The sequence below is a fragment of the Bradyrhizobium sp. NBAIM03 genome (genome assembly GCF_020194055.1).
Lineage (GTDB): Bacteria > Pseudomonadota > Alphaproteobacteria > Rhizobiales > Xanthobacteraceae > Bradyrhizobium > Bradyrhizobium yuanmingense.
Genome location: NZ_JADYVS010000006.1, coordinates 56,672 through 80,668 on the forward strand (window position 1 = coordinate 56,672; position 23,997 = coordinate 80,668).

Below are 23,997 nucleotides of genomic sequence, written 5' to 3' on the forward strand. Positions count from 1 at the left end.
CAATGGACAAGAACAATGACTGACGCTCTGAAAACAGTTGGTTTCATCGGGATCGGCAAGATGGGCCTGCCGATGTCGGTGCTCGTCGCCAAGGCGGGCTTCGCCGTTACCGCGTTCGACCAGAGCGCGGCGCGCATCGACGAGGCACGCGCGCAGCGCATTGCGATTGCCGCCTCGCCGGCCGAGGCCGTGAGCGGCAAGGCCGCTGTGATCACGTCCCTGCCCGACGACGCCGCTTTGCGCGGCGCATTGCTCGGCTCCGCCGGCCTGATCGCCGCGATGGCACAAGGTGCCGTCTTGATCGAAACCAGCACCGTGAGTGTCGACGTCTCGGCTGAGGTTGCGGCCGCCGCGCAGGCGCGTGGCATTGCCTATTTGCGCGCGCCGGTCTCCGGCAATGCCAGCATCGTGCACACAGGCGCGCTGACCTGCTTCGTGTCGGGGCCGAAGGACGCCTTCGAGAGCGTCAAGCCGCTGTTCGCAGCTTTCACCCGCGCCCAGACCTATCTCGGCTCCGCCGAGGAAGCGCGCTTTGCAAAACTCTCGGTCAATCTGATGATCGCCGTGTCGGCGGCGATGATGGCGGAGAGTCTGGCGCTGGCGCGCAAGGGCGGCATCGCCTGGCAGGACATCCTGAAAGTGCTCGACGACAGCGCGGTCGCCTCCCCCATGGTGAAGTACAAGACCGCGCCGCTGCGGACTCGCGACTTCGAGTCCACCTTCTCCTGCAGGCAGATGGCCAAGGATCTCGACCTAATCCTGGGCGCCGGCCACGCCGTCGGCGTGCCGTTGCAGCTCGCCGCGCAAGTGCGCGAGACCTATGGCGCGCTGGTCGCGCAGGGCGACGGTGATACCGACTTCATCGCGACCGTCAAGCATCTCGAACGGCTGTCCGGCCTCGGCGAACCAAAACCCTGATCGCGGAGATACACATGCGTAACTTCAACGAAAACACGATCACGGACGCCGTTCTGGAGCGGATCGCGGGCGCGACCGATCCACGCATCAAGCAGGTGAGCGAGGCGCTGGTGCGGCATCTTCACGCCTTCGTCCGCGAGGTGCGGCCGACCCAGAAGGAGTGGGAATACGGCATCGACTTCCTGACCCGCACCGGGCACATGTGCAACGACAAGCGCCAGGAGTTCATCCTGCTGTCGGACACGCTCGGCGTCTCCATGCTGGTCGACGCTATCAACCATCCGGTGCCCGAAGGCGCGACCGAGACCACGGTGCTCGGGCCGTTCTTCGTCCAGGCCGCGCCGGAGAAGGACAGCGGCGCTGACATCTCCGGGCCGATGGATGGCGATCCGATGCTGGTCACCGGCTCGGTCTCGGCCGTGGACGGAAAGCCGCTCGCCGGCGCCATCGTCGACGTCTGGCACTCCGACGACGACGGTTATTACGACGTGCAGCAGCTCGATGAGATCGGCGATCTCGCGATGCGCGCCCGCTTCCATACCGACGCCAACGGCCGCTTCCATTTCTGGTCGATCAAGCCGGCCGCCTACCCGATTCCGCATGATGGACCGGTCGGCGAGATGCTGGAGGTGCAGGGACGCCATCCCTGGCGCCCGGCGCACGTGCACTTCATGATCTCAGCGCCCGGTTTCGAGCAGCTGGTGACGCACGTGTTCGTTGCCGGCGACCAATATCTCGACAGCGACGTGGTGTTCGGCGTCAAGGACAGCCTGATCCGCGAATTCGTCCGTCATCCCGCCGGCCGTGCGCCGGATGGTCGCATGGTGGAGCGCGACTATTTTCATCTCAACTATGATTTCGGCCTGAAGCAGGTCGCAAGCAACGCAAGAGCCGCTTAAGCTGAACGACGGACCAACAAGAGTCCGGAGACAGGGAGCAAACGGGAGCTTACGGATGGGACCGCGGGTCAGCACGGACATATTGGCCGAGCGCCTCGCCGGCATGATCGGACCGCGCGCGAGCGTCGCGCGCGGCGTGCTCGATCAGCATGGGCAGAGCGAGTCGCATTATCGCAGCCTGCCGCCGGACATCGTCGTCTTCCCTGAGACGACGCAGGAGGTCGCTGAAATCGTCAAGCTCTGCGCCGGCGCGGGCATGCCGATCGTCCCGTTCGGCGCCGGGACCTCGCTCGAAGGCAATGCGGCCGCGGTCGCCGGCGGCGTCTGCTTCGACTTCGCGCGCATGAACAAGGTGCTCAGCCTGCACGACAGCGACATGGACGTCGTGGTGCAGCCCGGCATCACGCGCAAGCAGCTCAATGCGGAGCTGCGCAACACCGGCTTGTTCTTCCCGATCGATCCGGGCGCCGATGCCTCGATCGGCGGCATGACGTCGACGCGCGCCTCGGGCACGATGGCGGTGCGCTACGGTACCATGAAGGACAATGTCATGGCGCTGGAGGTGGTGTTGGCCGACGGCCGCGTGATCCGTACCGCCCGGCGCGCGCGCAAATCGGCGGCCGGCTACGACCTCACGCGCATGTTCGTCGGTGCGGAAGGCACGCTCGGCGTCATCACGGAGATCACGCTGAAGGTACACCCGGTGCCGCAGGCGATCTCGGCGGCAGTCTGCAGCTTCGACACCCTGCACGATGCGGTGGACACCGCGATCTCCGTGATCCAGTCCGCGATCCCCGTGGCCCGCATCGAGCTGCTCGACGATGTCATGATGCGCGGCATCAACGCCTACGCCAAGCTCGGCTATCGCGAGGCCCCCACCCTGTTCTTCGAATTCCATGGCTCCGAGACCTCCGTCGCCGAGCAGGCCGAAGCCGCGCAGGCGATCGCGGCCGAGCATGGCGGCCATGGCTTTGCCTGGGCCAAGGCGCCGGAAGACCGCAGCCGGCTCTGGCATGCCCGCGACAACACCCTGTACGCCGGCCTTGGCTTGCGGCCCGGCGCGCGCGCTGTGATCACCGACGTCTGCGTGCCGATCTCGCGTCTGGCGGAATGCCTGATCGAGACGCGTCGCGACGGTGACGAGCACGGCTTCACCGCACCGATCGTCGGCCATGTCGGTGACGGCAATTTCCACATGCTGATCCTGATCGACCCGACAAAGCCCGAGGAGGCCGAAGGCGCCAAGGCGCTGCAGGCCCGCATGGTCGCGCGCGCCATCGCCATGGACGGCACTTGCACCGGCGAGCACGGCATCGGGCTCGGCAAGATCGGCTATCTCACCGACGAGCTCGGCGAGGCCGTGGATGTGATGCGATCGATCAAGACGGCGCTCGATCCTGACGGATTGATGAACCCCGGAAAGATCTTTGCTGGCAGAGCCAAAACATGAGCAACAAGCCATGAGCGACGCGCTCCCGATCGAGGTCACCTCGCCCACGCCGCTGCTGGAATTGCGCGGCATCAGCAAGGAGTTTCCGGGCGTCAAGGCACTGGACGACGTGTCCTTTGCCGTCTACCCCGGCGAAGTCCATATGCTGCTGGGCGAGAACGGTGCCGGCAAGTCGAGCCTGATGAAAGTGCTGTGCGGCGCCTATCGCGCCGACACCGGCGAGTTCTATTACAATGGCGAAAGAGTCGCGATCTCCTCGACCGCCGATGCGCAGAAGCTCGGCATCGCCGTGATCTTCCAGGAATTCTCGCTCGTCCCCTATCTCGACATTGCCCAGAACATCTTCCTCGGCCGCGAGCCAAAGGGCCGCATTCCCGGCACCATCGACCGCCGCAGGATATTGGCCGACGCAAAGCGCGTGCTCGACACGATCGGCTTCGACATCGATCCCGCCACCACCGTCGACAAGCTTGGCGTCGCCCAGCAGCAGATGGTCGAGATCGCCAAGGCGATCAGCCAGAATGCCCGCATCCTCGTCATGGACGAGCCCACCGCAGCCCTGTCCGATCGCGAGACCGAGCTCTTGTTCGCGCTGATCGCGCGGCTGAAGGCCGATGGCGTCGCCATCGTCTACATCTCCCACCGCATGGCCGAGGTGTTCGCGCTCGGCGATCGCATCACCGTGCTGCGCGACGGCCGCCGCATCGACGGTGTCCGGCCTGCCGACGTCACGCCGGACCAGCTGGTCCGCATGATGGTCGGCCGCAACGTTGACATGACCTATCCGCGGAATTTCGCCGACAAGCCCGGCGAGGTGCTGCTCGAGGTCAAGGGCCTCTCCGCGTCCACCGGCATCTCCGACATCAACATCGAGGTGCGCCGCGGCGAGATCGTTGGGCTGTGCGGGCTGGTCGGCTCCGGCCGCAGCGAGGTCGCCCGCGCCATCTTCGGCGCCGATCCCGTGACATCGGGGGAGATCATCTTCGACGGCAAGAGCATTTCCGGCGAGCCGGATCTCGCCGCCCGCCGCGGCATCGCGCTGATCCCTGAGAGCCGCAAGAGCGAAGGCCTCGCGCTGCTGCGATCCGTCAGCGACAATCTGGTGGTGTCGGCGCTGAAAAAGCTGTTTCCGAGCGGGCTGTTCGACCAACGCTCGGCACAGCGCACCGCCGACGGCCTGATCCGGCAGCTCCGCATCGCGACACCGAGCGCACGCCAGACCGTCGGACTGCTCTCGGGCGGCAACCAGCAGAAAGTCGTGATCGGCAAATGGCTGGCAGCCGGCTCGAAGCTCTTCATCTTCGACGAGCCGACGCGCGGCATCGATATCGGCGCCAAGTCGGAGATCTTCGCGCTGATCGACCGCCTCGTCGCGGACGGCGCCGCGGCCCTGATGATCTCGTCCGAGCAGGTCGAGATCTGCCATGTCTGCGACCGCGCCTATGTGATGCGCGAGGGGCGCATCGCGGGACATTTGTCACGCAACGAATTGACCGAGGAGAACATCGTGCGACTGGGGATGCATCATGCGTGAAGCCGCGATCGTCTCAGAGCCCAATCCGCTGCAGCGCATTCCCGGCGTTGCCATGGTGCTGGTGCTGCTGATCGTGCTGTTCAGCGTGATCGCGCCCGGCTTCCTGTCGGTCGCCAACCTCTCCAACGTGCTGGTGCAGTCGACCATCCTGACCATGCTCGCGCTGCCGATGACCCTGATCATCATGACGGAGGGGCTGGACCTGTCGATGGGCGCGGTGCTGACGCTGACCTCGCTCTGCGTCGCGATCGTGTCGCTTGCGACCAAGTCGATGCTGCTGGGCCTCGGCGCCGGCCTTCTGGTCGGCACCGCCTTCGGCCTCGCCAACGGCTGGCTGGTCGCGATTCTCGGCATACCGCCCTTCGTCGCGACGCTCGGCACGCTCGGCATGGCGCAGGGCCTGTCGCTGATCGTCAGCGACGGCCAGAGCGTGGTCGGCATTCCCCACAGCGTGCGCGACATCTACTCGGCGACGCTGCTCGGCATTCCCGTGCCGATCGTGATGGCGCTGGTGACATATGCGGCCTTTCACGGCCTGCTCTATCACACCCGCTTCGGCACCTACATCTTCGCCCTCGGCGGCAACCGCGAGGCGCTGCGCTATGCCGGGCTATCCCCCAACAGGCTGCTGATCGCGGTCTACGCGATCGGCGGCGCCATGGCCGGAATCGCAGGCCTGTTGATGACCGCACGCATGAACTCCGGCCATCCCACCGCCGGCCTCGGCCTGGAATTCGATGCCATCGCGGCCGTTGCCGTCGGCGGCACCTCGTTCGAGCGCGGGAATGGTTGGCTACTCGGTACGCTGCTCGGAGTCCTTTCCGTCGGCGTGTTGCGCAACGGGCTGAACCTGATCTCGCTCCCCTCCTCGGTGCAGGTCGCCAGCGTCGGCGTGCTCGTCATCGTTGCCCTGTTCCTCGACGGCCTCAGGAGCCGCACATGACCGACATCACCAAGGGCGCCATGGCGCCGCCCCGCTCCTTCCTGTCGCAGGACGCGGTCCAGCTATTCTATCGCCTGCTCGCGGCTTTCCTGATCTGCGCGGTGCTGGCCGTGCTCAGCGATTCCTTCCTGAGCCTCGGCAACATCCTCAACGTGCTGAGGCAGGCAAGCTTGACCTTCTTCATCGCCTCCGGCCTGACGCTGGTGGTGCTGACCGCAGGCCTCGATCTCTCCGTCGGCGCCAATGTCGCGCTGTCCGCCTGCCTCGCCGGTACCGTGATCCACACGACCGGTTCGCCTGCGCTCGGCATCCTCACCGGACTTGCCTGCGGCGGGCTCGTCGGCCTGATCAACGGCGTCATGGTCACGGCGCTCCGCATTCCCTCCTTCATCGCCACCTATGGCATGCTCTGGGTGCTGAACGGCCTCACCTATTGGTACATGGCGGGCGAGACCCTGCACGGCTTCCCGGCCGGCTTCCGCCAGATCGGCAGCGGCTATCTGTTCGGCCTGCCCATTCCGGTCTACCTGCTCCTGGTGTTCCTCGGCATCGGGACGTTCTTCGCGCAGCGCACGGTCTGGGGCCAGGAGATCTACGCGATCGGCGCCAATCCTGTCGCCGCACGACTATCAGGCATTCCCGTCGCGCGCCGCCTACTGCTGGTCTACGCGGTCTCAGGCACCATGGCGGGACTTGCCTCGATCATCTTCCTGTCGCGGCTCAATTCGGCCGAGGCCGATATCGGCGAGAGCCTGACGCTGCCGGCGATCGCGGCCGTTCTGATCGGGGGCACCTCGCTGTTCGGCGGCGTCGGCACCGTGTTCGGCACCTTCATCGGCGCGCTGATCCTGACCCTGGTGCTGAACGGCATGAACCTGCTCGCGGTCAGCGCCAATTGGCAGCCGCTCGTCACCGGCGTCATCGTCATTCTCGCGGTCTGGCTCGACATGAAGACCCGCCGCCGCGCGCAATGAGTTCCAGCAATCCAACAAGCAAAATGAGGGATGGAGGCAATATGAGAAAGACAATTGGCTATGTGGCGCTGCCGTTGCTGATGGCGACCGCGCTCACCACTGCGGCGCGTGCCGACGGCGAGACCATCGCCGTCTTCACCAAGAACCAGACCAATCCGTTCTTCCAGACGGTGCGGGTCGGCGCCGACAACATGGCGAAGGTGCTGAACGCGAAGACGCTGCAATACATCCCGACCAAGCCGGACTCGATCCCCGAGCAGCTCAGCCAGATCGAGGACGTCGTGGTGAAGAAGCCGAGCGCGATCGTGTTCACGCCGGTCGACTACAAGGCGATGGTCCCCGGGGTCGAGAAGATCAACGAAGCCAAGATCCCGGTCGTCAACATCACCGACCGTTCGGCCGGCGGCAAGTTCCTGTCCTTCGTCGGCGCCGACGATTACAGCCTTGGGCTGGAGACCGCGCGCTTCCTGCTCAAGACGCTCGGCGGCAAGGGCAACATCGTCATCATCGAAGGCGTCAAGGGCTCGCTGACCAATGTCGACCGCGTCCGCGGCTTCAACGACGCGCTGAAGGAAGCCCCCGGCGCCAAGCTTTTGGCCTCGCAGCCCGGCAACTACCAGCGGCTCCAGGCGCTCCAGGTGATGGAGAACTTGATGCAGTCGAATTCGCAGATCGACGGCGTGTTAGCCGCCAACGATGCCATGGCGGTCGGCGCGATCGAGGCGCTCGACGGTGCCAACCGCAAGGCGCAGGTGATCGGCATCAACGGCACCAAGGAGGCGATCGACGCGATCAAGTCCGGCAAGCTGCTGGCGAGCGGCGACTACAACGGCTTTGCGCAAGGCTGCCTCGGCACCATGATGGCGATCCGCTCCTTGCGGGGCCAGCCTGTCATCAGCGAGATCGTGCTGAAGCCGACGGTGATCACCAAGGACAATTACGGGCCGTTCGACGTGCCGCTGGAGCAGCGGACCTGCCCCACCTTCGAGGACGCCGGCAAGCTCAGCGCGAAGTAGGCCATCCCCCCACATCAAGACCGGACGGCCGCAGCCCGCGGCCGTCCCAAGAATGAAGCCAAGAAACGGAGACAGCATGCTGTTCGCCATTCACGCCCTCGACCGCACCGGCGCGTTGCCGACGCGGCTCGCCAATTACGACGCCCACAAGGCTTTCCTCAGCGACACCTCGCGCTTCGGCGTCAAGATCGTGATGTCCGGTCCGCTCGTCTCCGACGACGGCCAGACCATGATCGGCAGCCTGTTCCTGATCGAGGCCCCTAGCCGTAGCGAGGTCGAGGCCTTCAATCGCGCCGATCCGTTTGCCGCGGCCGGCATCTGGGACAAGGTGACGATCACCGGCTTCCTGCGCCGGCAGGGTTGAGGGTCCGCCACGACAAAGTGCGAAAACAACCCCATGCACAGTACAACGGGGCTTGTTTTCGCTTACGAATTTCCGATGCACCGCGCGACCTCGCATCCGAGGCCAATGCCGACCCGGATCGGCGGTGGATTTTGACTCGTCGGGCAAAACAGGGGCATAATGTAATCATCACCCGATGTCAGTTGCGCCCGCCATCCAGGCACCTGCCCAGCGTCGGCGCGGTGTGCGACGCGGACTGGAGTCAGGTCCTTAACCGCTGACTGCCGGCGCAGCCTCTTCCAGGTGACACGCCACCCACTGCTCGGCTCCGGCCGCGCGCAGCGTCGGCTCCTCGGTCCGGCAACGATCGAACACGAACGGGCAACGGGTGTGAAAGCGACACCCCTTCGGCGGATTGATCGGGCTCGGCACGTCGCCCTTGAGGATGATGGGATTGCGCTGGGCTCCGGGCTCCGGCAGCGGCACGGCCGAAAGCAGCGCCTTGGTGTAGGGATGCCTTGGCGCGGCAAAGATCTCGCGGCGCGGGGCGACCTCGACGATCTTACCGAGATACATCACCGCGACGCGATGGGTCATGTGCTCGACGATGGCAAGATCGTGGCTGATGAAGAGCAGCGCGAGGCCGAACTCGCGCTGCAGATCCTGCAGTAGATTGACGATCTGCGCCTTGACCGAAACGTCGAGCGCGGAGACCGCCTCGTCGCAGACGATCAGCTCGGGCTCGGCAGCCAGCGCCCGCGCAATGCCAATGCGCTGACGCTGGCCGCCGGAGAATTCGTGCGGCCTGCGATTCAGCGCCTCGCGCGGCAGGCGCACCGTGTCCATCAGTGATGTGACACGGACCTCGAGATCCTCTGCGGACTTGGCGAGGCCGAAATTGCGGATCGGCTCGGCGAGAATGTCGCGCACACGCATGCGCGGATTGAGGCTGGAGAACGGGTCCTGGAACACGACCTGCACGCGGCGGCGCATCTGGCGCATCGTGCCAGGTGCTGCGTCGTCGATCCTCTGGCCGTCGAGGATGACCTGGCCCGAGGTGATCTCGAACAGCCGCAGGATGGCGCGGCCGACCGTCGATTTTCCGCAGCCGGACTCCCCGACCAGCGACAGCGTCTCGCCGCGCGCGATCTCGAAGGAGACGCCGTCCACCGCGTAGACGAATTCGGACTTGCGGCCGAACAGGCCGCTCTTGACCGGAAAATGTTTCTTGAGGTCGTTGACCTGGAGCAGCGGAGGACTCATGCCGCGACGGCTCCCTTGGCGGCGTAATGGCAGGCGGCGACGTGGCGCGGGCCCTTCTCTTCAAGTCCGGGCGCATATTGCCGGCAGACGTCGGTCGCGAGCGCACAGCGGCCGGCGAAGACGCAGCCGATAATGGGCTTGCGGAGATCCGGCACTTGCCCCGGGATCTCGGCAAGGCGGGTCGCGGTGCCCGCGAGCGAGGAGCCGAGCTTCGGCACCGCGCCCAACAGGCCTTGCGTATAGGGATGACGCGGGGATCGGAACAGCTCGGCCACCGGCGCCTCCTCGACCTTGCGGCCGGCGTACATCACCATAACGCGCTCGGCGATCTCGGCGACGACGCCGAGATCGTGGGTGATCAGGATGATGGCGGCGCCGACCCGGCGCTTCAGGTCCAACATCAGCTTGAGGATCTGCGCCTGGATTGTCACGTCGAGGGCGGTTGTCGGCTCGTCTGCAATGAGAAGCTTCGGATTGCAGGCCAGCGCAACCGCGATCATCACGCGCTGGCGCATGCCGCCGGACAGCTGGTGCGGATATTCGCCGACGCGCCGTTTCGGCTCGGGAATGCCGACCAGTGTCAGCATCTCCACCGCATGCGCCTCCGCCGCCTGCTTGTCGAGGCCCTGATGGATCATCAAGGTCTCGCGGATCTGGCGGCCGACGGTGAGCACCGGGTTCAGGCTCGTCATCGGTTCCTGAAAGATCATCGAGATGTCGTTGCCGCGGATCGCGCGCATCTCGCGGTCGGACAATTTCAGCAGATCCCTGCCCGCGAAGCGGATGCTGCCTGCGATCCGGCCCGGCGGCTCCGGAATCAGCCGCATCAAGGACATCGACGTCACCGACTTGCCGCAACCGGATTCGCCGACGATGGCGAGCGTCTCACCCTCGTTGACATGGAAGGATACCCCGTCGACCGCGCGGTTGATGCCGCCGGGCGTGCGGAAATGGGTCTGGAGGTTCTCGACTTCGAGCAAAGCCATCGCAATCAGCCTCGATCCATCACAGACAACATCACAGGCTTTTGGCCATGCGCGGGTCGAGCGCATCGCGAAGGCCGTCGCCGAGCAGATTCACGGCGAGCACGGTGACGGACAGGAACGCCGCCGGGAAGAACACGATGTAGGGCTTCACCTGCCAAAGCGCGCGGCCCTCGGCCATGATGTTGCCCCAGGACGGGATGGTCGGCGGCGTGCCGGCGCCGATGAAGGACAGGATCGCCTCCGTGATCATGGCGCTGGCGCAGATGTAAGTTGCCTGGACCAGCATCGGCGCAACCGTGTTGGGCAGGATGTGGCGCAGGATGATCATCGGCGTGCGCGTGCCGCAGGCCACGGCCGCGTCCACATAGGGCTGTTCGCGCAAGGACAGCACGACGCTGCGGACGAGGCGCGAGACGCGCGGAATCTCGGCGATGGTGATCGCCAGGATGACGTTGCCGACGCTGCCGCGCGTCAGGGCCATGAGCGCGATCGCCAGTAGGATCGGCGGGATCGACATCAGCCCGTCCATGAACCGCATCAGGATGCCGTCGGCCCAGCGGATGAAGCCGGATACCATGCCGATGGCAAGGCCGATCGCCGAGGCGCAGATCGCGACCGAGAGGCCGACCGTGAGCGAGACGCGCGCGCCGAACAGCACGCGCGAATAGATGTCGCGGCCGAGCACGTCGGTGCCGAACCAGAAATCGGCCGACGGCGCGCGGGTGCGCTTGGCGGGCGCAAGCGCGGTCGGATCGACCGTGCCGAGGTATGGCGCAAAGATCGCGATCAGCACCAGCATCAGCAGCAGCGCGCCGCCGATCGCGACCGTCGGGTGGCCGCGCAGGAGGCCGACGAAGCCGCGCCGTATCCTGACCGGCCGCAGGATCTCGGGCAGTTGCGGCGCAAGGACGAGGCCGGCCGGAAGCGAATGCGGATTGACGGTGGTGTCGGTCAATAGCGGATCCTCGGGTCAACGAGCGTGTAGACGACGTCGATCATCAGATTGACGAGGACGTAGACGAAGCTGAACAGCAGCACGATGCCCTGAATCACCGGATAGTCACGGCGCAGGATGGCATCGATGGTGAGGCGGCCAAGGCCGGGGATCGCGAACACGCTCTCGGTGACGACCGCGCCGCCGATCAGGAGCGCGATGCCGATCCCGATCACGGTGACGATCGGCACCGCCGCGTTCTTCAGGGCGTGAATGAACAGGATGCCGCCCTGCCCGAGGCCCTTGGCCTTGGCGGTGCGGATATAGTCCTGCTGCAGCACTTCGAGCATGGCTGCCCGCGTGATGCGGGCGACCAGCGCGATGTAGACGCAGCCGAGCGCGATCGCCGGCAGGATCAGGTTTTCCAGCCATGGCCAGAAACCCTGGGCCAGCGGCGTGTAGCCCTGCACCGGCAGCCATTCCAGCTCCAGCGCGAAGATGTAGGCGAGCATATAGCCGACCACGAAGACCGGCAGCGAGAATCCGAACACGGCAAAGCCCATGATGACGCGATCGATCAGGCTGCCGGCCTTCCATGCCGCCACCACGCCGAGCGGCACCGCCACCACGATCGTCAGCAGCAGCGTGACGATCATCAGCGACAGCGTCGGTCCGAGACGCTGCCCGATCATCGCGGAGACCGGCAGGTTGGTGAAGATCGAGGTGCCGAGATCGCCGTGCAGGATGCGCCAGACCCAGCTTCCGAACTGGACCAGGAAGGGCCGGTCCAGCCCGAGGCTCTGGCGGATGCGCTCCACATCCTCCGGGCTTGCCTGATCACCCGCGATCACCACGGCCGGATCGCCCGGCGCGATATAAAGCAGGCTGAACACGAACAGCGCGACGATCGCCATGACTGGCAAGGTCGCGACGATGCGACGGAGGATGTAAGAGAGCATCTGGCCTCAGCGCAGGATCATGCGGACTTCGACACGCCCCAGAAGAACGGCAGCGGTCCCTTGGCAACGCCGGAGACGTTCTTGCGCCACGCGGTGTAGCTCAGGAAGAAGCCCGTGGGCGCGTAGACGACGTCATCGATCGCCGCCTTGTTGAGGCGGCCCATGGCGGCCTTCTCTTCGTCGACGTTCTTGGCCTCGAACCACGAGGCGACCTCCTTTTCGGTGGCCGCGCTGGTGGGCCAGCCGAACCAGGCCTTGTCGCCGTTGGCACGAATGGCGGTGTAGGGAGCCGGATTGACGCAATCCGCGCCGGCGTGCCAGGTGTGGAACATGTTCCAGCCGCCCTGTCCCGGAGGTGTCTTCTGCGCGCGGCGGGAGCCGACCGTGCCCCAATCGGTTGCGACGAAGTCGACATTCATGCCGAGCTTCTTGAGAAGATCGGCGGTGACGTCGCCCATCGCCTTGGTGATTGGCTGGTCCTGCGCGACGAGGCACGTCACCGGCTGGCCGGAATAGCCGCTCTCGGCGAGCAGCTTCTTGGCGGCGTCCAGATCGCGCTTGCCCTTCAGGATCTCGCCGCCCACTTCGGTGTAGAGCGGCGTATCCGGCGTGAAGTAGCCGGGCAGCGGCTTCCACAGCGAATTGTCGTCGCCGACGATCGCGCGCATGTAGTCTTCCTGGCTGAGCGCCATCAGCACCGCACGCCGCGCCTTGACGTCATTGAACGGCGGATAGAGGAAGTTCATGCGGAACGAGCCGATATTGCCGAGGGGATCGCCGATATCGACGCTGATATTCTTGTTCTTCTTCAGAACCGGAACGAGATCCGCGATCGGGTTCTCCCACCAGTCGATCTCGCCGTTCTGCAACGCGGCCGCCGCGGTTGCCGGATCCGGCATGATCACCCACTCGACGCGGTCGACCATCACCTGCTTGCCGCCAGCAAGCCAGGACGCCTTCTCCTGCCGCGGTGAATAGTCGGCGAATTTCTCGAACACGGCCTTCGCACCGGGGACCCACTCGCTCTTGGCGAACTTCAGCGGACCGGAGCCGATATATTCGGAAATCTGCTTGAACGGATCGGTCTGCGCGATGCGCTCCGGCATGATGAAGCTGCAAGGCGAATTGTTCTTGCCGAGCGCGTAGAGCAATTTCGGGAAGGGCTGCTTCAGCACCCATTTGAAGGTGCGGTCGTCGACGGCCGTGAGCTCCTGCTGGAGCGCCTTGATCATCAGGCCCATCGGATCGCGCGCCGACCAGCGCGTCAGACTTGCCACGACGTCCTTGCTGAGCACCGGCTCGCCATCGTGGAACTTGAGGCCGGGCCGCAGCTTGAACGTCCAGGTGGTGCCGTCGTCGGTCACTTCCTCGGACTCGACCATCTGCCGCTGCGGCCGGAACGAGGAATCGATGCCGTAGAGCGTGTCCCAAACCATCGCGGCGGCATTGCGCACGACATATTGCGTGCCCCAGATCGGGTCGAAATTGGCGAGATTGGCCTGGGGCACGAATCGCAGGGTGCGCGCCGCCGCACCCTGGGCGATCGCCGGGGCCGACAGGCCACCCGTCAACGCCAGGCTGCCCGCGCCAGCCAGTCCCTTCAATACCGTCCTGCGATCCATGAAGTCCTCCCAGAAATGCCGTGATGCCAGCTGTTCATTGGCAAAGGGCAAGTGAAACCGAGCCCATTTGCAAGCAAATGGTATGCCACTAAATGCGGCTTCGCCAGCGGGATCTCGCCATTTGGCGGGCCAGGAATGCGAGTTCGGGGCTCACAGAGCGGCCGCCAGCGTCGGCCCGGTCTCGATATGCGGGATCGCCTCGACCAGTTTGCGCGTGTAGTCGGTCTTTGGATTATCAAATAACGCCCGGCTCTCGCCCTGCTCCACGATGCCGCCGTTGCGCAGCACGATGGTGCGGTCGCACAGCATGCGCACGACGTTGAGATCGTGGCTGACGAACAGCAGCGCAATGTCGTTCTCGCGCCTGAGGCGATCGAGCAGTTGCAGCACCACCGCCTGCACCGAGACGTCAAGCGCGGCGGTCGGCTCGTCCAGCACCAGCAGCCGCGGCCGGCAGGCGATGGCGCGGGCGATGCCGACGCGGGCCTTCTGCCCGCCGGAGAGCTGATGCGGAAACCGCGGCAACAGATCGAGCGGCAGCCCGACTCGCTCGGCGCATTCTTCCACCCGTTTGCGCAAGCCTTCGCCCGCGCGCATGCCGTCGAGCCGCATCAAGGGATGGGCAATGCAATCGAACGCCGTGAAGCGCGGGTTGAGGCTTTCGTTCGGGTCCTGAAAGACCATCTGGATGTCTTTGCGCAACGGCGAGCGGTGGAAATCGCGCGCCGCCACGTGCCCGATCGACTGCCCGTCGAACACGATGTCGCCCTCGCTCGGATCGATCAGGCGGCAGATCATGCGCGAGGTCGTGCTCTTGCCCGAGCCGGACTCGCCAACCAGCCCGACACTCTCGCCGCCCGCCATCGTCATCGAGAAGTCGGCAACCGCAGCGGAGCCCTGATCGAAACGCTTGGCGAGCTTGCGCACTTCCAGGAGCGGCGGCGTGCCGTGCGCTCGCTCCTGCCTGGGTCTGGTGACGACGTTGGCGTAACGCTCTCTGTCCTCCTCCGTCACGAGATCTTCGATCCGTGACGTCGCCGTCGGCGACGCCGCTACCAGGCGTCTGGTATAGGCGTGCTGCGGCGCGCTGAAGAGAATGCCGGGGCTCGCCTCCTCGACGATGCGGCCGCGCTCCATCACGGCAATGCGGCGGCAGTAGCGTGCCGCAAGGCCGAGGTCGTGCGTGATCAGGATCGTGGCCATGCCTCGCGCGGCGGCAATGTCTGCCAGCAGATCCATCACCACCTTCTGCGTGGTAACGTCGAGGCCGGTGGTCGGCTCGTCCGCGATCAACAGCGCAGGATTGCAGGAGATCGCGATCGCGATCATGACGCGCTGGCACATGCCGCCGGAGAGCTCGTGCGGATAGGCGTTCATCCGCGCCTCGGGATCGCGGATCTGAACGGCGCGCAGCAGGTCCAGCGCCTCGGCACGCGCGGCCTCTTTCGAGATACGCTTGTGGGTGAGGATCGCGTCCGCGATCTGCAGGCCGATCGCGCGGATCGGATTGAGCGCCGCCCGCGGATTCTGGAAGATCATCGACATCGCGGCGCCCTGCAGCTGTCGCAGATCATCGCCGCGGAGCTTGGTGACGTCCTGCCCACGGAACAGAATCTTGCCGCCGGTGACGCGGCCGGCTGCATCGAGCAGCCGCGTCGTCGCAAAGCCGGTGACCGACTTGCCCGAGCCGCTCTCGCCGACGAGGCCGAGCATCTCGCCGGCCTTCACCGTGAGCGTGACGCCGCGCACGGCCTCGACCATGCCCCGCCGCGTCGAGAACGCGACGTGGAGGTCGTCGATCCTGAGCAGGTCCTCGCTCATGTGCGCATCCGCGGATCGAGAATGTCCCGCATGCCGTCGCCGAGGAGGTTGAAACACAGCACGGCCAGCATCAGTGCGAGGCCGGGAAAGGCCACCAGCCACCAGCGTCCGGTGGAGATGAAGCGCGCGCCTTCCGCGACCATGATGCCCCATTCCGGCGTCGGCGGCTTGACGCCGAGACCGATGAACGACAGGCCGGCGGCATTGAGAATGGCCCAGCCGAGATTGAGCGAGATCTGCACAGCCATCGCCGGCAGGATGTTCGGCAGCAGGAAGCGCAGCACCACCGAGAAATGGCTCTCGCCGCAGGCGCGCGCGGCTTCGACCCAGCCGACATTGCGGCGGACATTGACCTCGGCGCGCGCGAAGCGGATGTAGAACGGAAGATTGATGATCGCGGTCGCGATCACGATGTTCTCGATCCGGTTGCCGAGCGCGGCGACCATCGCCATTGCCAGCACGAACAGCGGAAAGGCCATCATCACGTCGACGAAGCGGCCGACGGCGCGATCGAGCCGCCCGCCGGCATAGCCGCAGAACGCGCCGACGACGGCCCCGATCACGAAGGAGATGCCAACCGCGGAGACTGCGATGGCAAGGTCGAGCCGTGCAGCGATGATGAGACGGCTGAACACGTCGCGGCCGAGCTGGTCCGTGCCGGCAATGTGCGCCGCACTCGGCGGCAGCAGGGCCTCCGACACGTTCGAGGCCACGGGGTCGTAAGGCACGATCCACGGTCCGAAGATCGCGACCAAGACGAACAGCGTCACCCCGGCCGCGGCCACCGCCGTGAGCGGATTGCCGCGCAGGATCCAGACCGAATGGCGAAGTGTGGCGCTGGTCATTCGATCGACACCCTGGGATCGGCGATGCCGTAGCAGATGTCCACGACGAGATTGACCAGCACGAACAGGCTGGCCATCAGCAGCACGAAACCCTGCACCGGCGCATAGTCGGAGGACAGCAACGCGTCGAGCGCATAAGAGGCCACGCCCGGCCAGGAGAACACTTTCTCCACCAGCACGTTGGCGCCCAGCATGGTCGAGAACACGATGCCGGCGATGGTGATGACGGGCAGGATCGCATTGCGGAGCGCATAGGTGACGACCACCTTGCGCCAGGACAATCCGACCGAGCGCGCAGTGCGCACGAAATCGCTGCCGAGCGAGACCAGCATCGAGGCCCGCGTGATCCGCGCCAGCGGCGCGATCACGAACAGCGCCATGCTCACCGCCGGCAGGATCAACTGCCTGCAGGCCGCCCACCAGCCCTCGACGTCGCCGGCGAGCAGGAAATCGATCGAGAGGAAGCCGGTGCGCTGCGGCGGCAGCGAGGTGAAGACGTCGATGCGCCCGGTCGGATCAGGGGCCAGCCCGAACAGATAATAGAAGACATAGATCAAGAGCAGACCCGAAACGAAAGTCGGCACGCAGACGCCGAGTGCGCAGAACAGCCGAACGCCGTGATCGATGATCGATCCCGGCCGCAGCGCCGCCAGCACCCCAAGCGGCACTGCCGCGATGAGCGCGATCAGCAGTGCGGTGAAGGTGAGCTCCAGCGAAGCCGGCAATCGCTCGCGCAGGTCCTTCAGCACCGGCTGTCCCGTCATCATCGAGCGGCCGAGATTGCCGTGGCCGATGTCGGAGAGATAGAACACGAGCTGCTCCGGCACGGATTTGTCGAGCCCCATCTGCTTGCGGATCTGCTCGATCTCCTCCTTGCCGGCATTGGGCCCCGAGGCGAAGAACACCGCGGGGTCGCCGGGCAGGACGCGCATCAACAGGAAGGTGAAGACCAGCACACCGAACAGTGCCGGCAGCGACGACAAGAGCCGCCTGCCCGCCCGCACCATCGTTGCACCAAGACCGGTCGTCACCATTCAGCGTCCCTGCTCGCCGCGGATGTCACTTGCGGCTGACATCGCGATAGTCCACCTGGCGGTGGAACTCATAGGTGTAGCCTTCGATCGACGGCGCCATCACCGCGTCCTGATTGGGCTGCCACAGCATGATCTGCGGCATCAGGTCGACATGCATCGCGTTGAGCTTGCGGCCGGCTGCCTCGTACTTGGCCTTATCGGGCTCGAAGCGGGCCTCCTGCGCAATCGCGGCAAGGTCCGGATTGTTGATCGAAGAGTAATTCCAGCGCTGAGTGCCGGTGTAGAAGTTGCGGTAGAAATAGTCGGTCGACGGCAGCCAGGCGACGATGCCTTCGGTGAAGAACGGCAGCTTCTTCTCGTTGATCTGCGTCGACATCTGCGCGTCCGGCAGCTTCTGGATGTCGACCTTGATGCCGATCTTGCCAAGAGACTCCTTGACGAGAGCGGCCATCGGCTCGGCCGTCGCGGCCTGGCCGACATTGAAGCTGAAGGTGGTCGAGAATCCCTCGGGAAGACCGGCGGCCTTGAGGTACTCCCTGGCCTTGTCGAGATCGAGCTTCAGCGGCTGCTGGAACGGATAGATGCCGTTCAGCGGCTTGCCGTCCGGCCAGGTCGCACCGAACAGCGGGGCACCACGGCCGAACAGGGCCGCCTTGAACATGTCCTCATAGGGCAGCGCGGAAGCGATGGCGCGGCGGACATTGACGTTGTCGAAGGGCGGGATCTGGTTGTTCATCGAGACGTAGGTGACCGCATTGTATTGCGGCGTCGAGATTACCTTGAGCTTGCCCTTGGCCTCCAGCGACTGCACGTCGCTCGCCTGCAGGTCGAGCACGAGATCGGCATCGCCGCGCTCGACGAGGTTCGCGCGGGTCGCCGGCTCCGGCACCGACTGCACGATGACGCGCTTGAAGAACGCCGGCTTGCCCGGCGATCCGCGGTTCCAGGCCTCGTTGCGCTTGATGATCACCTGCTCGCCCGGCTTGAAGCTCTCGACCGCATAGGCGCCGCTGCCGGCGGTGTTCTCCTTCAGCCAAGCCGTGGCCCAGGGATCGTCAGGCGTGGCGTGCTGTTTCGCCACTTTCGAGTTGATGATCATCGGATAGACGGTGGCAAGATTAGGCAGCGCAAGCTTGTCGGGTTTTGGCAGCGTCACCTCGATGGTGAGGGGATCGATCACCTTGAACTGATCGGCCGAGGTCAGCGAGCCCGTGAGCAACTGCGCCTTGCCGAGGATCGGCGCCGTGACGCAGCGGTCGAGCGACCACTTGACATCCTCGGCCGTAACAGGCGAGCCGTCCTGGAACTTTGCATCCTTGCGCAGGCGGAAGGTGATCTTAAGGCCGTCAGGACTGACGTCATAGGATTCGGCGAGCTCGCCGGTGATCGTGTCGAGGTCGAACACCCATTTGCCGTTGAGCTGCTTGCGGCCGAATGCCACCAGCCGGTCATAGGTGCTCATGCTCAACGCGAAGGATTCGCGGGTCGAGCCGGGGATGTTGGGATCGAGCGTGTTGACGGAGGCGCCGGTGACGTAGCGCAAGGTCTCTGCCCTGGTTTGCGCTTGCGACGGCGCAGTGGCGATGAGCAGCAGCGCAGTGGTAGCGAGAACTGAGGTCGCCAGTCTGAAAGACACAAAACGCATTGGTTTTTCCCTGAATTTCGAACGAGAACGCCAGCAAGGCAGGTTCAGAAGGAAGCAAGTTGCGCGCCAGTCCGATCGGACATTTCGAGGGACGCGAGGTCGCGACGGCGCATGGGTGATCACAGCGATTCCCCCATTTCTCGCGCATGACGCGTCACCACGGCCTGCGGCACGTCATAGGCGCTGAGCGAATCCCAGTGCCGTTCGACATCGGCGCGAAACAGGCCGCGCGTCAGGCCGTGGACCAGCTTTGGAACGGCGGTCGTCATCGCATTGATCGACGACCCCGACGGACCGAAGCTCATGGTGGAGGCGATGGCGAACAGATGGATGTCGGCGATCCACGGCGTCGTTCCCGGCTCGCGCTCGGTGAAGGCATAGTCGTCGGCGAGATAGGGAAAGCGGCCGAGCCGTTCGTTGCGTTCGTCTTCCGGCGGCTGGTAGCGGTCGGCCCAGGTCGCGATGTTGCCGGCACATTGGGCGAGCTCGCCGCGGCCGGCAAAGTCCATGTCGATGCCGGTGCCGCAGATGACGAAATCGGCGGTGATGGCGCCGCGCGGCGTCTGGAGTTCAACGCCGTTATCAGTCTTGCGCGCGGCTTCGACCGGCGCGCCCTCGTGCAGTGTGAAGTTGGCGTGACGCGCGCAGCGGTCATAGGTCGGCTGCGGAAATCCTTCCCGCATCTCGAGGATCTTGCGCATGAAGCGCCAGCGCCAGGCATCGTCGAGATCGCTGAGATGGCGCAGGAAGCCGCGAAAGGTCAGCCAGCGATAGGGCTGGATCACCTGGATCTGAGCGCGTCGGCACAGCAGGCGCACTTCAGCGGCACCGGCCTCCAGCGCAGTCGCCGCATTGTCGAAAGCGGAGGCGCCGGCACCGATCACGGCGACGCGCTTGCCGCGCAGGCTTTCGAAATCGATGTCGTCGGCGACGGTTGCAACAGAGCTCGCCGGCAGATGCACCAGCTGCTCCGGAATCATCCAGCCGCCCATGCCCTCCTGCCCTGTCGCCAGCACGATTTTGCGGGCATAGAGCGTTTCGACCTCTGCTGCCCGTTTCACGCGCGCAGCGAGCAGGCCGTCAGCCGCCGGCGCGATCTCCTTGAGCTCGCAAGCGTTGCGCACCGGCAAGCCGACCGCGCGCCGCAGCCAGAGCAGATACTCCGCCCAATGCTCGCGCGCGATCAGGCCGAGCTCCTGCCAGCTCGCCTTGCCGAAGCGGGCCTCGTGCCAGGACTGGTACGTCAGGCCGGGGATGTCGAGGTCGGGCCCGGTGTAGTCCTTCGGGCTGCGGAGCGTCGGCATCCGGGCGTAGGTGAGCCACGGGCCCTCCTTGCCCTCTTCGGCCTTGTCGATCAGCAGGATGTTGCTGACGCGCGAGCGCAGCAGGCCGAAGCCGATGGCGATGCCGGACTGGCCGGCGCCGACGATGAGAACATCCAGCGCCGGCTTGCCGTCTGGCCCCGCTTTCGGTTCGAGCCACGCCGCGCCGGGATGCGCGATCCGAGCGAGATCGGCGTGAATGTCGGCTTCGAGCTGGGTCAGCGTCTCACTCATGCGGCGAGCCAGCCTCCGTCGACCACCATCACGGTGCCGGTCGTGAACGACGAGGCATCGCTCGCGAGATGCAGTGCGGTTTGCGCGATCTCCTCAGGCACGCCGAAGCGCTTCATGGCGTGGCGGTTGCGCGAGGCCTCGCGCACTTGCTCGGAATTGGCGTGCCGGGCAAAGCTGCGGCGAAGCATCGGCGTGTCGATTGCGCCGGGCGCGATCGCGTTGACACGGATGCCATCCGTTGCGAAATCCACCGCCATGGTCCGCGTCAGGCTGATGATCGCGCCCTTGGCCGCGATATAGGCGCTGTTGCCCTTGCCGCCGGCAATGGCGAGCTGCGATGCCAGCGTGATGATCGAGCCGCTGTTCTGCCGCTGCATCTGCGGCACCGCAGCCCGCGCCCACAGCCAGGTGCCGCCGACATTGGCGCGGAACACCGCATCCCAGTCGTCCAGGCTCGTGGTCAGCACCGTGCCACCACAGGAGAAGCCAGCCGCGGTCATGAGGATATCGAGCCGACCATGCCGGGCCACGACGTCGCCGACGACGGTTTCGGCGAATGCGCCATCGCCGACGTCGCCGATATGCGTCGTCGCTTCGCCGATAAGGCTCAGCGTTTCCTCGAGGCCCGCGGCGTCACGATCGACCAAAGCAAGGCGCGCGCCCTCCTCCGCGAACAGTTTTGCGCTGGCGCGGCCGATGCCCGAGCCTGCGCCGGTGATGATGGCCGTGCGCCCCTGCAGCCGCATGTCAGATCCCCTCCCTGTGCTGCATCCACCAGGCGCTCATCGCGGCAGCTGACTCCGCACAGCCGAACCGCGCGCGCCAGCCGAATTCGTCGGCCATTCGCCTCACTGAGAGCGGCGCGCGATCGCCTCCATGAAGCTTGATGAAGGTCTTCTCGCCCGGCTCCGCCAGCCGACACTCCAGCCCGGGATGCAGGGCCGCAAAAGCCTCGCCCCATTGCAGCGCCGACCAGGCCGCGCCGCTGGAGATATTGTAGAGCCGATGGCGCGGCCGCTCGGCTTCGATCAGCACAGCCACGGCCTCGGCGGCGTCCGGCGCGTAGGTCCAATCCTTGATGCCTGGCGCCGGCAGCAGCGCCGGCTCGCTGCGCGCGAATGCGGCTAGAATCTGAAACTGGAGGCTTGGCGTATCGCGCACCTTCCCGATGCGTTCCCACGGACCGAACACTGCGCTTAAGCGCACACTCAGAAAATCGCCTCCCCACAACTCGGCAAGCCGCGCCACGGATCTCTCTGACGTGAATTTGCTGACGGCGTAGAAGGAGACGGGATCGCACGGCGTCTCCTCGTCCAATATCGGATAGCGTTGCCCCGCGGCTCCATAGGCAGATGCTGACGACAGATTGATCACACGCCGAACACCGCGGCGGATCGCAGCGCTCAGAATCGGGAACTGAGCCATCACATTGATCTCGAGAATGCTCGAGGTCGTGGACCGCTCGAGCTGATCCCCGGCAGTTATGGCAGCGCCAAGGACAATCGCGTCAAAGCCCTGCTTTACAAGCGTTTCGATCCTCTCGACGTCCGAGATCTCGCCCTGAATAATCGTGAGCCGCTCCCGGTAGTCGGCAAAGGATCGCTCCGCTCCAGCCGGCAGTTGCTTACGATCATACAGCGTCACCTCATGCCCGCGCGCGAGCAGCACCTCGGCGAGATTGAGGCCGACAAAGCCGGTGCCGCCGAAGATGACGATCCTCATCGCGCGCGATCCACCATCACAGCAGCTCTGCCCCAAAATTCCGTTCGGGATCCATGTCGGCGACGAGCCGGCCGGTCGGCCTGGCCGCCTCGCCGCCGCTGCGCGCGAGGAACTTTCCGCTGCCGGCGCTCGCGAGGCACTTGTCGCCCTCGATGATCACGCGGCCGCGCGAAAGCACCGACACCGGCCAGCCCTTCAGCTTGCGACCCGCGAACGGCGTGTAGCCGGCGAGGTCGTGCATCATCTCGTCCGCGATGGTGACCTCGCGGTTGGGATCCCAGATCGCGATATCGGCGTCGGCCCCGACGGCGATCGAGCCCTTGCGCGGGTGCAGGTTGTAGATCTTTGCCGGGGCGGTCGCGGTCAGCTCGACGAATTTCTCCAGGCCCAGCCGGCCCTTCGACACCATCGCGTCGAACAACAGCGGCAGCCGCAGCTCCAGGCCCGGCAGGCCGTTGGCGACCTGCTTGAAATTCGGATTGGGGCCGGCGCGCAGCTTGCCGGTCTCGTCGTAGCGATACGGCGCGTGGTCCGACGAGATGGTCTGGAGATCGCCGAGCGAGAGCGCCTGCCACAGCGCCTCCTGGTCGGCATGCGAGCGCGGCGGCGGACTGCACATCCACTTGGCACCCTCCGAGCCGGGCTTGTCGAGATCGCCAGCGGTCAGGAACAGATATTGCGGGCAGGTCTCGGCAAAGATCTTGAGCCCCTGCCCGCGCGCGTCGCGGATCACCTTGGCGCCTTCGGCGGTCGAGACGTGGAAGATCATGATCGGCTGGTCGATCAGCGCGGCCATGCCGATCAGCCGGGTGAAGGCTTCGGCTTCCGACACGCGGGCGTGGCTGACGGCGTGGTATTTCGGCATGGTGTAGCCACGTGCGAGCAGCCGCTTCACCATCCAGGCGATGATGCCGTGGTTCTCGGCATGGGCGCACAGCATCGCGCCGGACTGGCGCGCCGCCAGCAGGATGTCGAGCAGCGGCTCGTCATCGACCTTGAGGCGGTCATAGGTCATGAATATCTTGATCGAGGCATGGCCCTGCTTCACCAGCGCGGGAATGTGCTCCTCGACCGTCTCCTTGGTCGCGTCCGCAATAATCATGTGAAAAGCGTAGTCGATCACGGCGCCCTTCTTTGCCAGGGCGTGATAATCCGCGACGACCTCAGGCAGCTTCATGCCGACATGTTGAGCCGCGAACGGAATCACCGTGGTGGTGCCGCCGAAGGCGGCGGAGACGGTGGCGCTCTCGAACGTATCGGCGTTCATGATGCCGGCGGCCGACAGCTGCTCGATATGCGCGTGGCTGTCGACGCCGCCGGGCAGCACCAGCTTGCCGCGCGCGTCGATCTCGCGCTTTGCGGGCGGAAGCCCGCGGCCGATGGCCGCAATGGTCTCGCCGGAGATGGCGACGTCGGCCTCGAAGACGTCGGCCGTGGTGGCGACGCGGCCGCCGCGGATGATCAGGTCGTAAGCGGGTTCAGTCATGAGGCACTCCGTGATAGGCTCAAGGCACGTTCGCTAAATCTCGCAGG

Annotated in this window: 21 protein-coding genes; 8 read left to right on the forward strand and 13 right to left on the reverse strand. The window is 65.5% G+C overall.

The window, feature by feature from the left end; translation table 11 throughout:
• Positions 1–15 precede the first annotated feature (15 nt).
• From I6F21_RS10820 to I6F21_RS10855, 8 genes are all read left to right on the forward strand, one after another.
• Positions 16–918, forward strand: coding sequence for an NAD(P)-dependent oxidoreductase (locus I6F21_RS10820; RefSeq protein WP_225141416.1), 903 nt, complete (start codon positions 16–18; stop codon positions 916–918).
• 14 nt (positions 919–932) lie between these two features.
• Positions 933–1,817: an intradiol ring-cleavage dioxygenase gene (locus I6F21_RS10825; RefSeq protein WP_225127740.1), complete on the forward strand. Its 885-nt coding sequence runs from the start codon at positions 933–935 to the stop codon at positions 1,815–1,817.
• Between the two features lie 55 nt (positions 1,818–1,872).
• The gene (locus I6F21_RS10830; protein ID WP_225141414.1) at positions 1,873–3,267 is read left to right on the forward strand and encodes an FAD-linked oxidase C-terminal domain-containing protein; all 1,395 of its coding nucleotides are present in this window, start codon (positions 1,873–1,875) and stop codon (positions 3,265–3,267) included.
• Positions 3,268–3,277: 10 nt separating this feature from the next.
• On the forward strand, positions 3,278–4,801 hold the full coding sequence (locus tag I6F21_RS10835; RefSeq protein WP_109144268.1) for a sugar ABC transporter ATP-binding protein: 1,524 nt from the start codon (positions 3,278–3,280) through the stop codon (positions 4,799–4,801).
• A complete protein-coding gene (locus tag I6F21_RS10840; protein ID WP_109144269.1) occupies positions 4,794–5,744 on the forward strand; it encodes an ABC transporter permease in 951 nt (316 codons plus the stop codon). Before I6F21_RS10835 ends, I6F21_RS10840 begins: the two co-directional genes overlap by 8 nt.
• Entirely contained in the window at positions 5,741–6,718 is a 978-nt protein-coding gene (locus I6F21_RS10845) for an ABC transporter permease (RefSeq protein ID WP_036005199.1), read from the forward strand. The genes I6F21_RS10840 and I6F21_RS10845 overlap by 4 nt, the downstream gene beginning before the upstream one ends.
• 41 nt (positions 6,719–6,759) lie before the next feature.
• Positions 6,760–7,734: a sugar ABC transporter substrate-binding protein gene (locus I6F21_RS10850; protein WP_036005202.1), complete on the forward strand. Its 975-nt coding sequence runs from the start codon at positions 6,760–6,762 to the stop codon at positions 7,732–7,734.
• A 76-nt stretch (positions 7,735–7,810) separates the two neighbouring features.
• Positions 7,811–8,098, forward strand: coding sequence for a YciI family protein (locus I6F21_RS10855; RefSeq protein ID WP_036005205.1), 288 nt, complete (start codon positions 7,811–7,813; stop codon positions 8,096–8,098).
• Positions 8,099–8,347: 249 nt separating this feature from the next.
• Here I6F21_RS10855 and I6F21_RS10860 read toward each other — a convergent pair whose 3' ends face one another.
• From I6F21_RS10860 to hydA, 13 genes are all read right to left on the reverse strand, one after another.
• A complete protein-coding gene (locus I6F21_RS10860) occupies positions 8,348–9,340 on the reverse strand; it encodes an oligopeptide/dipeptide ABC transporter ATP-binding protein (protein ID WP_225141412.1) in 993 nt (330 codons plus the stop codon).
• Positions 9,337–10,326: an ABC transporter ATP-binding protein gene (locus tag I6F21_RS10865; RefSeq protein WP_192893254.1), complete on the reverse strand. Its 990-nt coding sequence runs from the start codon at positions 10,324–10,326 to the stop codon at positions 9,337–9,339. Before I6F21_RS10865 ends, I6F21_RS10860 begins: the two co-directional genes overlap by 4 nt.
• Before the next feature lie 31 nt (positions 10,327–10,357).
• Positions 10,358–11,281 (reverse strand): ABC transporter permease, encoded by a 924-nt coding sequence (locus I6F21_RS10870; protein ID WP_036034858.1) that lies wholly within the window; start codon positions 11,279–11,281, stop codon positions 10,358–10,360.
• Positions 11,278–12,219: an ABC transporter permease gene (locus I6F21_RS10875; RefSeq protein ID WP_225141410.1), complete on the reverse strand. Its 942-nt coding sequence runs from the start codon at positions 12,217–12,219 to the stop codon at positions 11,278–11,280. Before I6F21_RS10875 ends, I6F21_RS10870 begins: the two co-directional genes overlap by 4 nt.
• 17 nt (positions 12,220–12,236) lie before the next feature.
• Positions 12,237–13,841 (reverse strand): ABC transporter substrate-binding protein, encoded by a 1,605-nt coding sequence (locus I6F21_RS10880; protein ID WP_225127728.1) that lies wholly within the window; start codon positions 13,839–13,841, stop codon positions 12,237–12,239.
• Between the two features lie 150 nt (positions 13,842–13,991).
• Positions 13,992–15,662: an ABC transporter ATP-binding protein gene (locus I6F21_RS10885; RefSeq protein WP_057029970.1), complete on the reverse strand. Its 1,671-nt coding sequence runs from the start codon at positions 15,660–15,662 to the stop codon at positions 13,992–13,994.
• Complete coding sequence (locus I6F21_RS10890; protein WP_036005271.1) at positions 15,659–16,507, reverse strand: ABC transporter permease; 849 nt, start codon at positions 16,505–16,507, stop codon at positions 15,659–15,661. Before I6F21_RS10890 ends, I6F21_RS10885 begins: the two co-directional genes overlap by 4 nt.
• Entirely contained in the window at positions 16,504–17,538 is a 1,035-nt protein-coding gene (locus I6F21_RS10895) for an ABC transporter permease (RefSeq protein WP_036005288.1), read from the reverse strand. Before I6F21_RS10895 ends, I6F21_RS10890 begins: the two co-directional genes overlap by 4 nt.
• A 28-nt stretch (positions 17,539–17,566) precedes the next feature.
• The gene (locus I6F21_RS10900; RefSeq protein ID WP_225141408.1) at positions 17,567–19,186 is read right to left on the reverse strand and encodes an ABC transporter substrate-binding protein; all 1,620 of its coding nucleotides are present in this window, start codon (positions 19,184–19,186) and stop codon (positions 17,567–17,569) included.
• A 119-nt stretch (positions 19,187–19,305) separates the two neighbouring features.
• Positions 19,306–20,742 (reverse strand): NAD(P)/FAD-dependent oxidoreductase, encoded by a 1,437-nt coding sequence (locus I6F21_RS10905; protein WP_225141406.1) that lies wholly within the window; start codon positions 20,740–20,742, stop codon positions 19,306–19,308.
• Positions 20,739–21,488 carry an SDR family oxidoreductase gene (locus tag I6F21_RS10910; RefSeq protein WP_036023565.1) on the reverse strand — a complete coding sequence of 250 codons (750 nt, stop codon included), beginning with the start codon at positions 21,486–21,488 and terminating at the stop codon, positions 20,739–20,741. The genes I6F21_RS10905 and I6F21_RS10910 overlap by 4 nt, the downstream gene beginning before the upstream one ends.
• A gap of 1 nt (position 21,489) precedes the next feature.
• Positions 21,490–22,464, reverse strand: coding sequence for an NAD(P)-dependent oxidoreductase (locus tag I6F21_RS10915; protein ID WP_036023563.1), 975 nt, complete (start codon positions 22,462–22,464; stop codon positions 21,490–21,492).
• Between the two features lie 16 nt (positions 22,465–22,480).
• On the reverse strand, positions 22,481–23,950 hold the full coding sequence (gene hydA / locus I6F21_RS10920; RefSeq protein WP_225141404.1) for a dihydropyrimidinase: 1,470 nt from the start codon (positions 23,948–23,950) through the stop codon (positions 22,481–22,483).
• Positions 23,951–23,997: the final 47 nt, after the last annotated feature.

Bases quoted from the DNA above. Each gene is read 5' to 3' on its own strand.
- I6F21_RS10820 (WP_225141416.1), top strand. From the start codon at position 16: ATGACTGACGCTCTGAAAACAGTTGGTTTCATCGGGATCGGCAAGATG.
- I6F21_RS10825 (WP_225127740.1), top strand. From the start codon at position 933: ATGCGTAACTTCAACGAAAACACGATCACGGACGCCGTTCTGGAGCGG.
- I6F21_RS10830 (WP_225141414.1), top strand. From the start codon at position 1,873: ATGGGACCGCGGGTCAGCACGGACATATTGGCCGAGCGCCTCGCCGGC.
- I6F21_RS10835 (WP_109144268.1), top strand. From the start codon at position 3,278: ATGAGCGACGCGCTCCCGATCGAGGTCACCTCGCCCACGCCGCTGCTG.
- I6F21_RS10840 (WP_109144269.1), top strand. From the start codon at position 4,794: ATGCGTGAAGCCGCGATCGTCTCAGAGCCCAATCCGCTGCAGCGCATT.
- I6F21_RS10845 (WP_036005199.1), top strand. From the start codon at position 5,741: ATGACCGACATCACCAAGGGCGCCATGGCGCCGCCCCGCTCCTTCCTG.
- I6F21_RS10850 (WP_036005202.1), top strand. From the start codon at position 6,760: ATGAGAAAGACAATTGGCTATGTGGCGCTGCCGTTGCTGATGGCGACC.
- I6F21_RS10855 (WP_036005205.1), top strand. From the start codon at position 7,811: ATGCTGTTCGCCATTCACGCCCTCGACCGCACCGGCGCGTTGCCGACG.
- I6F21_RS10860 (WP_225141412.1), bottom strand. From the start codon at position 9,340: ATGAGTCCTCCGCTGCTCCAGGTCAACGACCTCAAGAAACATTTTCCG.
- I6F21_RS10865 (WP_192893254.1), bottom strand. From the start codon at position 10,326: ATGGCTTTGCTCGAAGTCGAGAACCTCCAGACCCATTTCCGCACGCCC.
- I6F21_RS10875 (WP_225141410.1), bottom strand. From the start codon at position 12,219: ATGCTCTCTTACATCCTCCGTCGCATCGTCGCGACCTTGCCAGTCATG.
- I6F21_RS10880 (WP_225127728.1), bottom strand. From the start codon at position 13,841: ATGGATCGCAGGACGGTATTGAAGGGACTGGCTGGCGCGGGCAGCCTG.
- I6F21_RS10885 (WP_057029970.1), bottom strand. From the start codon at position 15,662: ATGAGCGAGGACCTGCTCAGGATCGACGACCTCCACGTCGCGTTCTCG.
- I6F21_RS10890 (WP_036005271.1), bottom strand. From the start codon at position 16,507: ATGACCAGCGCCACACTTCGCCATTCGGTCTGGATCCTGCGCGGCAAT.
- I6F21_RS10900 (WP_225141408.1), bottom strand. From the start codon at position 19,186: ATGCGTTTTGTGTCTTTCAGACTGGCGACCTCAGTTCTCGCTACCACT.
- I6F21_RS10905 (WP_225141406.1), bottom strand. From the start codon at position 20,742: ATGAGTGAGACGCTGACCCAGCTCGAAGCCGACATTCACGCCGATCTC.
- I6F21_RS10910 (WP_036023565.1), bottom strand. From the start codon at position 21,488: ATGCGGCTGCAGGGGCGCACGGCCATCATCACCGGCGCAGGCTCGGGC.
- I6F21_RS10915 (WP_036023563.1), bottom strand. From the start codon at position 22,464: ATGAGGATCGTCATCTTCGGCGGCACCGGCTTTGTCGGCCTCAATCTC.
- hydA (WP_225141404.1), bottom strand. From the start codon at position 23,950: ATGACTGAACCCGCTTACGACCTGATCATCCGCGGCGGCCGCGTCGCC.